Source organism: Vreelandella hamiltonii, assembly GCF_014651795.1.
In the GTDB taxonomy this organism is placed as follows: domain Bacteria; phylum Pseudomonadota; class Gammaproteobacteria; order Pseudomonadales; family Halomonadaceae; genus Vreelandella; species Vreelandella hamiltonii.
In genome coordinates this window covers 199018-210057 of the sequence record NZ_BMXO01000004.1, presented here as the reverse complement: position 1 = coordinate 210057, position 11040 = coordinate 199018, and the positions used below count along the sequence as shown (strand labels likewise).

The following is an 11040-nucleotide window of genomic DNA, read 5'->3' as shown; positions in this document are numbered from 1 at the left end:
CGACCGGGACGTGAATGCGGCCCGGAATATCCTCAGCCTCGGGGCAGGACGTTGCCCTCAAGAAGTTGGAATCCCCGTCCTTTAGGGCGGGGAGGACGTCAAGCGCCGTGTTTTTGTTCCTGCGGTCATGGCGCTGCCTTCCGCGCCGCAATTGGGTAAGATGACGTTTGATTTGAACACGTTATCTCGACAGCCAGCGGCGGTTTCCATGCAGTGCCTCTCACCTTGTCACATCTTCACATGCCCACTCGGCCGTTGACGCCTTCCCCCGATCAGCGTCGGCGGGTTGCCTTTGTGCTGCTTCCCGGGTTTTCGTTATTGGCCCATGCCAGCGCCATCGAGCCACTGCAGATGGCCAATCAGCTCAGTGGCCAGATGCTGTATCACACGCTGACGCTCAGCCTGGATGACGAGCCCGTGCGCAGTGCAGCGCAGCTTTCGCTGCTGGCCCAGCACTCGTTGGAAGCCGCTCTTGGGCCGCTGGACATGCTGCTGGTCTGTGCACCGACACCGCTACCCTACGTACTGCCCGCCAGGCTTCACGAGTGGCTGCGCGGTCATCAGGGCAGGGGCGTGGCGCTAGGCGGCCTGGCCGGGGGCACCGAAGTGCTGGCCCGCTGCGGGTTGCTGGAAGGCTATCGCGCGACGCTGCCCTGGCAGCGCTTCGACGCATTTGCCCAGGCGTACCCCCAGGTCACGCTTTCCCAGCAGCTGTTCGAGATCGACCGTGACCGTCTGACCTGCGCGGGCGGCACCGCCGCCATGGACATGATGCTGACGCTGATCGGCAAGCATCACGGCCCACGGCTGGCAGAGCAGGTCTCGGAGCAGTTCGTGTGCGATCGCATTCGCCTTGCCGATGAGCGCCAGCACGTCCCCCTGCGCCACCGCCTGGGCCACGCCCCACAAAGCCTGGTGGATGCGGTCACGCTGATGGAAGCCAATATCGAAGAGCCGCTTTCGACCCTGGAACTGGCCGAACACCTGGGCATTTCCCGGCGTCAGTTGGAGCGGCTGTTCAAGAAGTTCCTGCAGGCGGTGCCCAGCCGTTATTATCTGGACTTGCGGCTGCAGGAAGCCCGCAAACAGCTCAGAGAGAGCGACCGTCCCGTGGGCGACATTGCCCTGATGACCGGTTTCTCCTCGGGCGCGCACTTTTCCACTGCCTACCGTAACCACTTTGGGATCACCCCGCGGGAAGAGCGGCTGGGGTAGGCGCAGCTTTTCATAATTTAGCGTCCCAATCGTGAAAGCAGGGCGGCCACCGCCCCTCGTATACTGATGTCATCGCTGACTCCACCGGAGGATTTGTTTCATGAGCCACACCCCAAGTCGCCAGGATTTCGACCACTACATGATGCCCAACTACTCACCGCAACAGAGCATTCCGGTGCGTGGTGAAGGCAGCCGCCTGTGGGATCAGCAAGGCCGTGAATACATCGATTTTGCCGGGGGGATTGCGGTGAACTCGCTGGGCCACTGCCACCCGGTACTGGTCAATGCGCTGAAAGAGCAGGGCGAAAAGCTCTGGCACTTGTCCAACGTGTTCACCAACGAGTCTGCGCTCAAGCTGGCCAGGACGCTCACCGAGCGCACCTTCGCCGACAAGGTATTCCTGTGCTCTTCCGGCGGTGAAGCCAACGAGGCGGCGCTGAAGCTGGCGCGCCGCTGGGCGGTGGATCACCACGGCGAGCACAAGGACAAGATCATCTCGTTCTACCAGTCGTTCCATGGCCGCACCTTCTTCACCGTGAGCGTGGGCGGGCAGCCAAAATACTCCCAGGGCTTTGGCCCGGTGCCCGGCGGCATTCTGCACGCCAACTTCAACGACCTGGAGAGCGTGCGCAAGCTGGTGGGCGATGACACCTGCGCCATCATGGTCGAGCCCATGCAGGGGGAGGGCGGCATCGTGCCTGCCACCCAGGAGTTCCTGCAGGGCCTGCGCGATCTGTGCGACGAGCACAGCGCGCTGCTGATTTTCGATGAAGTGCAAACCGGCGTGGGCCGCAGCGGCGAGCTGTACGCCTACAAGAACTTCGGTATCACTCCGGACATTCTCACCAGCGCCAAATCGCTGGGCGGTGGCTTCCCGATCGGCGCCACCTTGACCACCGACGCCATTGCCAAGTCGCTGGTGATCGGTACCCATGGCTCCACTTACGGCGGCAACGCGCTGGCATCGGCGGTGGCCCTGGCGGCGGTCGAGTTCATCGACACCCCCGAAGTGCTGCAAGGGGTCAAGCAGCGTCACGACCTGTTCCGTGAGCACCTGGAAACCATCAACCGCAAGCACGGCGTGTTCAAGGAAATCCGCGGCATGGGCCTGTTGATGGGCGCACAGATGTCCGATGCCTTCGAAGGTCGCGCCAAGGATATCCTGCCGCTGGCCATGGAAGAGGGCGTGATGGCGCTGATCGCAGGTCCCAATGTGCTGCGCATGGCGCCGTCGCTGGTGATCCCCGAGGCCGACATCGCCGAAGGCATGGCGCGTCTCGAACGAGCCATCGAGCGCCTTGTTGCCAGCGCATGAGCAGGCCGCAAGCGTTACCAGAAGGAGCGTTGAGCATGCTGGTTATCCGTCCGGTCACCCTGGCCGACCTGCCTGCCCTGGAACAGCTGGCCGAGCACGCCGTTCCTCGGCTGACCAACCTGCCCGCCAACCGAGAGCGGTTAGAGGAGCGCATCCTGCGCTCCCAGGAGGCGTTTGGCAGCGAGGTCGATTTTCCGGGTAACGAGCAGTACATGTTCGTGCTGGCGGACGATCATCGTCATGAAGTGCTCGGTACCGCCACCATCCGCGCCCAGGCGGGGGCCGCCGAGGCCTATTACACCTACCGCCAGGAGACGCTGATCCACGCCTCGCAGCAGCTCAACGTGCGCCGGGAAGTACAGACCCTGGCGCTGTCCCACGAAGTCTCGGACGCCACGCTGCTCTGTGCGCTGTCGCTCAACCCGCGTTACAAGGGCACCAGCGCCGAGAGCCTGCTGCGGCGGGCGCGGCTGATGTTCATTGCCCAGTACCCGGAGCGCTTCTCGCGGATTCTCGCCGTGGCGTTTCCGGGGTACCTGGATCGCCAGAATGAATCGCCCTTCTGGGAGAGCGTGGGCCGCCACTTCTTTGCCCGCGGCTTCCAGGAGATGAACCACATGGCCGGGGTGCGCTCGAAAAGCTTCATTGCCGAGGTGATGCCCCAGTTTCCGCTCTACCTGCCGCTATTGACGCCGCCTGCCAGGGCAGCCATAGGCCGTGAACATCCGGCCCATGAAGCAGCGCTGGCGGAAATGCTGGCGGAAGGCTTTGTCCGTTCCCGGCATGTGGATATTTTCGATGCCGGGCCCATCGTCAAGGCCGAGCGCGAACGGCTGGAAACCTGTCGTCGTGCTGCCTGGCACCCGGTGCGGGTGCGCCCGGAGCATGCCTTGCCGGATGCCGAACCGGCGATGATCGCCAACCAGACGCTGAGCGATTTTCGCTGCATCGTGGCGCGCTATGCGCTTTCGCCCACCGGACAGCTGGTGCTTTCCCCGCAGCATGCGCAGCGCCTGGGGGTGGAAGAGGGGCGCGCCGTATTGGCGGCACCGTTAGCCCTGCCCAGCGCCCTCGATGCGCTCGATGAAGGAGAGATGTAATGCGCATTCGCCCCATTGCCCGTGATGATCTGGATGGGCTCCAGGCGCTGGCGCAGCAGGCAGGCGTTGGCTTTACCTCGCTGCCGGATAACCGGGAGTTCCTGGCGGGCAAGATCGACGCCGCCGCCCGCGCGTTCGAAGAGCGCACGCCAGTGGACGACCGGCTCTACTTTTTTGTACTGGAAGATGACACCAACGGCGAGCTGGCAGGCTGCTGCGCCATTGAAGGTCAGGTGGGTCGTGAAGTGCCGTTCTACAACTATCGGCTTGGCACCCTGGCCCACTCGTCGGTACAGCTCGACCTGCACCGTACTATCGACACGCTGTTTTTGAGCTCGGACCATACCGGCGATGCCGAGGTGTGCTCGCTGTTCCTGCGCCCGGAGTACCGGGGCGAGGCCAACAAACATTTGCGCAACGGTGCGCTGCTTTCCAAGGCGCGCTGGCTGTTCATGGCTCAGTTCCGCGACCGTTTTCCCGAGAAGGTGCTCGCCGAAATGCGCGGCGTGTTCGATGAAAACAACGTCAGCCCGTTCTGGCAAAGCCTGGGCAAGCACTTCTTCCCCATGGATTTCAGCGAGGCAGACCGGCTGACTGGTCTGGGTCAGAAAAGCTTCATTGGCGAGCTGATGCCCAAGTTTCCCATTTACACCACGTTCATGTCGGAAGAGGCGCGGGCCTGTATTGGTCAGGTACATCGCCACACCCGCCCGGCGCTGGAAATGCTCAAGAAAGAGGGGCTGCGTTGGGAAGGCTACATCGACATCTTCGACGGCGGCCCCACGGTGGAAGCCTATATCGATGATGTGCGAGCGATCCGCAATTCACGCTGCTATCAGGTGGAGGTGTCGCCCGACGCTGCCGCAGAAAGCGTCAGCCGCTGGCTGGCGGCCACCACTCAGATGCAGCACTTTACCGCTGGCTGGATTGGCCGAGGTCCCGCTGATGAAAGCACCGTTGTCCTGACCCCTCAGGAGGCCGAGCGGCTGGGCGTCGCCACGGGCGACACGCTGCGTCTGCTGGAAACCTGATCTGCCCACGTACCCGACTACCCGGCTCAGCAAAGGAGAGCGTCATGCATAACCCGAACGCACGCACCCCGCGTATGCCCGCCCAACAGCAGCAGTTGATCGATGGGGCCTGGGTGGTCGGCGAGGCCGCCCCCGTGACCAAGCACGACCCCGTGGCAGGTACGCTGCTCTGGCAAGGCGCTTCGGCGTCGCAGCCCCAGGTGGGGCGGGCAGTCGAGGCCGCCAGGGCCGCCTTCCCCGGTTGGGCGCGCACTCCCTTTGCCGAGCGTCAGGCGCTGGTGGAGCGGTTCGTCGAGGTGCTCAAGGCGCACCAGGAAGACCTCGCCGTGGCGATTGCCGCAGAAACCGGCAAGCCGCTATGGGAAGCGCGTACCGAAGTCGGAGCCATGGTGGGCAAGGTGGCGCTCTCCATCAAGGCGTACCACGAGCGCACCGGCGAACGTGAAAAAGAGCTGGGTACCGCCAGGGCGGTCCTGCGCCACCGGCCCCACGGGGTGATGGCCGTGTTCGGCCCCTATAACTTCCCTGGGCACCTGCCCAACGGCCACATGGTGCCCGCGCTGTTGGCGGGTAACACGGTGGTGTTCAAGCCCAGCGACCAGACCCCGCTCACCGCGGATTTGACCCTGCAGTGCTGGCTGGAAGCCGGCTTGCCCGCCGGGGTGATCAACCTGGTACAAGGCGGCGTGGCCGTGGGGCAGGAGCTCTCTGCCCATCCGGGTATCGATGGCCTGCTGTTTACCGGCAGCGCCAAAGTGGGCGGCCTGTTGCAGCAGCAGTTTGCCGGGCAGCTGGATAAAATCCTCGCCCTGGAGCTGGGGGGCAACAACCCGCTGGTGGTCAAGGAGGTGGATGATCAGCGCGCAGCCGTCCTGACCATTTTGCAGTCGGCGTTTCTTTCCGGCGGCCAGCGCTGCACCTGCGCTCGTCGTCTGATGATTCCCCAAGGGGAGGTGGGAGATCGTCTCATCGACGCGCTCTCCGAGGCGATTGCCAGGCTGCACGTGGCCGGGCAGTTCGAGGAGGAGCCCGCGCCGTTCTATGGCGGCCTGGTGAGCGTGGCCGCGGCCGATGGCCTGCTCAAGGCGCAGGCCGAACTGGAAGCCATGGGCGGCACGGTGATCAACCGTATGCAGCGCCTGGCAGAGAACACCAGCCTGCTCAGCCCCGCGCTGATCGACGTGACCGGCCTGGAGGTGCCCGATGAAGAGCACTTTGGCCCGCTGCTGAAAATCCATCGCTATGCCGATTGGGACGAGGCGTTGGCCCTGGCCAACGACACCCGCTACGGCCTTTCGGCGGGGTTGATCGGCGGCGAACAGGCGGATTGGGACGACTTCCTGCTGCGTATTCGCGCAGGCATCGTGAACTGGAACCGCCAGACCACGGGGGCATCGGGTGACGCGCCCTTCGGCGGCGTAGGCGATAGCGGCAATCACCGCCCCAGCGCTTTTTATGCCGCCGACTACTGCGCCTACCCCGTTGCCTCCATGGAAGCCGACAGTCTGGAAATGCCCGAAACCCTGCCACCGGGAGTCACTCTATGAGCGTCCACAGCATTCGGGAAGTCAACTTCGACGGCCTGGTCGGGCTGACCCACAACTACTCGGGACTGGCCCACGGTAATGTGGCCTCCATGAGCCACGGGGGCCTGGTTTCCAACCCCCGAGAGGGCGCGCTGCAGGGGCTGGCCAAGATGAAATCGCTGATGGATGCAGGTTACGCCCAGGGCGTTCTGCCCCCGCAGCAGCGGCCGGACTTGGGCGCGCTGCGCGACTTGGGCTTCAGCGGCAGCAACCGCGAGATCCTCGCTCGAGCGGCGCAGCAAGCGCCACAACTGCTGCGGGCGGTGTGCTCGGCGTCCAGCATGTGGACCGCCAACGCGGGCACCATTACGCCTGGCGTGGATGCGCCGGATGGTCGGGTGCACTTTACCCCGGCCAACCTGCAGTCGAGCTTCCACCGCTACCTGGAGCCGCGCACCACGGGGCGCGTACTCCAGGCGATTTTCCGCGATGAGCAGCACTTCGCCCACCACCCGGTGCTGCCCGCCACCCCCGCGTTTTCCGATGAAGGGGCGGCCAACCACACCCGGCTATGCGGTGAGTACGGCGAGCCCGGCGTGCACCTGTTCGTGTATGGCCGCCAGGCGTTTGGCGGCGGGCGCAGCGAGCCCAAGCGCTACCCCGCCCGGCAAACGCTGGAAGCCAGCCAGGCGGTGGCCCGCCAGCACGGGCTGAGCGACGCCCAGACCGTGTTCGCCCAGCAGCACCCGGAGGCCATCGATGCGGGCGTGTTCCACAACGATGTGATTGCCGTGGGCAACGGCTCGGTGCTGCTCTACCACGAAATGGCGTTTCTGGACGAGGCGCGGACCCTGGACGAGCTACGTGCCAAAATGAGTACGCCGCTGATTCCCATTCGTGTCCCGGCGGAAGCGGTGAGCATGGAAGACGCGGTGGCGTCGTACCTGTTCAACTCCCAGCTGCTTTCCAACCCGGATGGCACCATGACCCTGGTGGTGCCCAGCGAGTGTCAGGAGCGGGAAGCCGTGTGGCGCACGCTGCAGGACTTCATCCTGGCAGGCAATAATCCCATTGGCGAAGTGATCGTCAAGGACGTGAAGCAGAGCATGCGCAACGGCGGCGGCCCCGCCTGCCTGCGCCTGCGCGTGGTGCTCAGCGACGCCGAGCGCGCAGCCCTAAGCGGTCGAGTGCTGCTCGACGATGCGCTCTATAACGACCTCACCGCCTGGGTGAGCCGCCACTACCGCGACCGCCTCGCCACCGATGACCTGGCCGACCCGCAGCTCGCCACGGAAGTCCTCACCGCGCTGGATGAGCTGACGCAGCTGCTGAACATTGGCTCGGTGTATCCGTTTCAACAGGGGTAAGCGCCCTGCCAAACAGCTCATCATGAGGTTTTCTCATGATGAGTTGAATTAATGTCGCTTTTCATTCATGTGGTGGGTCTGGCATAAAGAACACATCCTTTTCGATGACGTGGCGCTAACGCCCGTGTATCGAAACGTCAAACATGGCATCGAGCGCTGAGCTGCATTGCGGCGCCGTCGCCAATCTCGACCAACAGGGTGTTTGTTCGCGATGAGCTACGACTTTACCTTCGATATCAAGAGCGTCCGGTTCGACGAAAACTACCGTCCTGCCGAGAGCACGCGTACCACGACCAACTTCGCCAATCTGGCGAGAGGGGAGCGCTGCCAGGAAAACCTGCGCAATGCGCTGACCATGATCAACAACCGCTTCAATACCCTGGCGCACTGGGATAACCCCAGGGCGGATCGCTACGCCGTCGAGCTGGATATCATCACCGGCGAGCTGAACATGGCAAACGCGAGCGATGCTTTCCCCGCGATTGAAATGCTGAAGACGACCATCATCGATCAGCATCTCGACAAGCGCATCGAAGGCATGATGGGGAACAACTTCTCTTCCTACGTTCGCGACTACGACTTCAGCGTGTGGCTGGCCGAGCATAATCAGGAGCGCTCGGAGTTTGGCATCCCGGAAGGGTTTGGCGACCTCCACGGCAAGCTGTTCAAGCGTTTCATTCATTCCGACGCCTACCGCGCATCATTCAGCAAGGCACCGGTCATCTGCCTGAGCGTGTCCCACAGCAAAGTGTATCGCCAGACGGAAAATCGCCACCCCGTGCTGGGCGTCGAGTACGTCAACGACGAGCCGTCGCTCACGGATTTCTACTTCGCCAAGATGGGCCTGCAGGTGCGCTACTTCATGCCGCCCCATAGCGTGGCGCCATTGGCGTTCTATTTCTCCGGCGACCTGCTGGCCGATTACACCGACCTCGAACTGATCAGCGCCATCAGCACCATGGAGACGTTTCAGAAGATTTACCGCCCCGAGATCTATAACGCCAACTCGGCGGCAGGCAAGCTCTATCAGCCTAGCCTGAAGCACCAGGACTACTCGCTGACACGCATCGTGTACGACCGTGAAGAGCGCAGCCAACTGGCCATCGAGCAGGGGCGCTTTACCGAGCAGTATTTCATCAAGCCCTTCCGCCAAATACTCGACAAGTGGTCGGCCGATTACGCCCTTTGATCCCTCATCATGAAGGTTATTTCTTATGAAGACACTGTTGCCCACCTCGACCGCCGGTAGTTTGCCCAAGCCCGCCTGGCTGGCCGAGCCCGAGACGCTCTGGTCCCCCTGGAAACTGCAGGGCGACGAGCTGGCGGAAGGCAAGCAGGACGCGCTGCGGGCGTGCCTGCACGATCAGCGTCAGGCAGGCATCGACATCGTCAGCGACGGCGAGCAAACTCGCCAGCACTTCGTGACGACGTTCATCGAGCACCTCGATGGTGTCGATTTCGAGCAGCGCAAGACGGTCAAGATCCGTGATCGCTACGAGGCCAGCGTGCCTTCGGTGCTGGGCCCTGTCTCGCGGGAAAAACCGGTATTCGTCGACGATGCCAAATTCCTGCGTCAGCAGACCGACCAGCCCATCAAGTGGGCGCTGCCAGGCCCCATGACCATGGTCGACACCCTCTATGACGGCCACTACAAGAGCCGTGAAAAACTCGCCTGGGAATTTGCCAAGATTCTCAACCAGGAAGCCCGTGATCTGGCGGCGGCGGGGGTAGACATCATTCAGTTCGATGAGCCCGCCTTCAATGTGTTCTTCGATGAGGTGAACGACTGGGGCATCGCCGCCTTGGAAAAAGCCATCGAAGGCGTCACCTGCGAGACCGGCGTGCATATCTGCTACGGCTACGGCATCAAGGCCAACACCGATTGGAAGAAGACGCTCGGGTCCGAGTGGCGCCAGTACGAGGAAATCTTCCCCAAACTGCAGGCCTCGAACATCGACATCGTCTCGCTGGAGTGCCAGAACTCCCACGTGCCCATGGAGCTGATCGAGCTGATTCGCGGCAAGAAGGTGATGGTCGGGGCCATCGACGTGGCCACCCACACCGTCGAAACCCCGGAACAAGTCGCCGATACCCTGCGCAAGGCGCTACGTTTTGTGGACGCCGACAAGCTCTACCCCTGCACCAACTGCGGCATGACGCCCCTGCCGCGCAAAGTGGCGCAAGGCAAGCTGAAGGCATTGAGCGCAGGTGCCGACATCGTGCGCCAGGAGCTCTCTCGATAACAGGCTTCTCGATAACCAGGCGCTTGGATAACCAGACTCGATAGCCTTGCCCGATAAACAAGCCAAATCCTTATCGAAACACCTGTGCCGCACGCCATTGGGGTGCCATAGGCAAGTCACCGGCTCTCTCGCGCCTCGCCGACGAGGCGCATCAAGCCGCCGTGGTGGCCCAAGAGGTTAATGCGAGGTTATTGGCCGCTTGCCGCACCCCCCACGATGCCACTGCGGAAGCCGCCCTGGCGAGCGTTGGCGTGATCCAGATGGTTGGCCACGGCGTCTTCCGGGGTGCCCGCCATTTCACGGAACATGCCCATGGAGCCCAGCAGCGCCGAGGATTCGTAGGGCACGAAGACGCGCTCGCCGTCTTTCGCCATGGTGGGCAGCACCTTGATGTAGCTCTGGCCGAGCAGATAGCCCACTACCGTACGCTTGTGCTCGTCGCTGTCGCCAATGGCGCTGAGCACCAGCTTGATGGACTCCTGCTCGCCCTGGGCACGCAGAATGGCCGACTCTTTATCGCCCTGGGCGTTGAGGATGGCCGACTCACGCTGGCCCTGGGCCATGGCGATGGCTGCTGATTTTTCGCCCTCGGCTTCGGTGACCGTTGCACGACGTTTACGCTCGGCAGCCATTTGCAGGCGCATGGCCGACTCTACCTCTTCCGGCATGGCGATGTCCTGAACTTCGACCCGGGAGATCTTGACCCCCCACTTGGAAGCAGGCTCTTCCATGGCAGCCTGAATCTCGTTGTTCACCTCGGCCCGGGATTCGAACAGCTTATCCAGCTCCATCTTGCCGACCACCGAACGCAGCGTGGTCTTGGCCAGTACCTCCACGGCCTGGCTCATGTTCTCGACCTCATAGACTGCTCGCTTGGGGTCGATGATCTGATAGTAGAGCGCGCCGTTGATCCGCACCGTGACGTTGTCGGTGGTCACGACCGGCTGGCCCGGGAAGTCCATGACGGTTTCCCGACGGTCGATACGAATTTCATCGCTGGTGATGGGGTGGTACTCCTCGCCCATTTTCTTGTAGCGAATCATGGTGATGGCGCGGGGCTGCTCGATAAAGGGAATGATGATGTTGATGCCGCTCTCCAGCACCCGGTGAAACGAGCCTAGCCGCTCGATCACCATGACTTCCGATTGGCGAACGATCACCAGGCCCTTGGAAATGATCAGAATACCGATGACCACGATGATCAGGCTGATCAACAGGCCTGGGCTGATGGGTAGATCCATGG

General features: G+C 62.8%; 9 protein-coding genes. 8 read left to right on the top strand and 1 reads right to left on the bottom strand.

Annotated features, from left to right (window positions below; all coding sequences use genetic code 11):
* The first annotated feature begins 240 nt into the window (after nt 1–240).
* The 8 genes from IE061_RS06740 to IE061_RS06705 all read left to right on the top strand — a co-directional run bounded on the left by IE061_RS06740 (nt 241) and on the right by IE061_RS06705 (nt 9797).
* Nucleotides 241–1215 carry a GlxA family transcriptional regulator gene (locus IE061_RS06740; RefSeq protein ID WP_026002007.1) on the top strand — a complete coding sequence of 325 codons (975 nt, stop codon included), beginning with the start codon at nt 241–243 and terminating at the stop codon, nt 1213–1215.
* A gap of 100 nt (nt 1216–1315) precedes the next feature.
* Complete coding sequence (locus IE061_RS06735; RefSeq protein WP_016916410.1) at nt 1316–2530, top strand: aspartate aminotransferase family protein; 1215 nt, start codon at nt 1316–1318, stop codon at nt 2528–2530.
* A gap of 35 nt (nt 2531–2565) precedes the next feature.
* The gene (locus tag IE061_RS06730) at nt 2566–3630 is read left to right on the top strand and encodes an arginine N-succinyltransferase (RefSeq protein WP_039175756.1); all 1065 of its coding nucleotides are present in this window, start codon (nt 2566–2568) and stop codon (nt 3628–3630) included.
* A complete protein-coding gene (gene astA, locus IE061_RS06725) occupies nt 3630–4661 on the top strand; it encodes an arginine N-succinyltransferase (protein WP_193461281.1) in 1032 nt (343 codons plus the stop codon). Before IE061_RS06730 ends, astA begins: the two co-directional genes overlap by 1 nt.
* Nucleotides 4662–4735: 74 nt before the next feature.
* Nucleotides 4736–6208 carry a succinylglutamate-semialdehyde dehydrogenase gene (astD, locus tag IE061_RS06720; RefSeq protein WP_193461288.1) on the top strand — a complete coding sequence of 491 codons (1473 nt, stop codon included), beginning with the start codon at nt 4736–4738 and terminating at the stop codon, nt 6206–6208.
* Nucleotides 6205–7554, top strand: coding sequence for an N-succinylarginine dihydrolase (astB, locus tag IE061_RS06715; RefSeq protein WP_193461280.1), 1350 nt, complete (start codon nt 6205–6207; stop codon nt 7552–7554). The genes astD and astB overlap by 4 nt, the downstream gene beginning before the upstream one ends.
* Before the next feature lie 211 nt (nt 7555–7765).
* Nucleotides 7766–8743: a DUF1852 domain-containing protein gene (locus IE061_RS06710; RefSeq protein WP_039175760.1), complete on the top strand. Its 978-nt coding sequence runs from the start codon at nt 7766–7768 to the stop codon at nt 8741–8743.
* Nucleotides 8744–8768: 25 nt separating this feature from the next.
* Entirely contained in the window at nt 8769–9797 is a 1029-nt protein-coding gene (locus tag IE061_RS06705; RefSeq protein WP_016916417.1) for a methionine synthase, read from the top strand.
* Between the two features lie 188 nt (nt 9798–9985).
* Here IE061_RS06705 and IE061_RS06700 read toward each other — a convergent pair whose 3' ends face one another.
* Nucleotides 9986–11038: an SPFH domain-containing protein gene (locus IE061_RS06700; protein WP_016916418.1), complete on the bottom strand. Its 1053-nt coding sequence runs from the start codon at nt 11036–11038 to the stop codon at nt 9986–9988.
* Between the last annotated feature and the right edge of the window lie 2 nt (nt 11039–11040).